Source organism: Aeromonas sp. EERV15 (genome assembly GCF_900079845.1).
Taxonomy (GTDB): domain Bacteria; phylum Pseudomonadota; class Gammaproteobacteria; order Enterobacterales; family Aeromonadaceae; genus Aeromonas; species Aeromonas sobria.
In genome coordinates this window covers 1-318 of sequence record NZ_FKKY02000193.1, presented here as the reverse complement: position 1 = coordinate 318, position 318 = coordinate 1, and the positions used below count along the sequence as shown (strand labels likewise).

Sequence of the window (318 nt, the reverse complement as noted above, 5' to 3'; positions counted from 1 at the left end):
GGGTGGTAGGATAGGCATCAACTCAGTCCTTTGGGTGTGGCTTGTTTTGTTTGGCGACTAATCAGATCGCACAAACTGGACTGAGTTCCCTTCCTCCAGTGATCTACTATTCGGAACAGTTATTTAGCAGTTCATCATGACGATATGGATATTTTGATCAGTCTGTCTAGAAAAACACATTCTATTATTTATGAATCGCCCCTAGTTTTCTAGACACTCTGTTGTTGAACATTGAACTGCTTTTCAAACTCTACCGGTGACAGCCCATCATTGGAACCATGGCGCCTGATTGGGTTGTAAAACATTTCGATATAATCA

Annotated in this window: 1 protein-coding gene; it reads right to left on the bottom strand. The window is 41.5% G+C overall.

Annotated features, from left to right (window positions below; translation table 11 throughout):
- Nucleotides 1-209: 209 nt before the first annotated feature.
- On the bottom strand, nucleotides 210-318 hold a 109-nt coding region (locus BN4575_RS22010; RefSeq protein ID WP_141689828.1), incomplete at its 5' end, for an IS3 family transposase.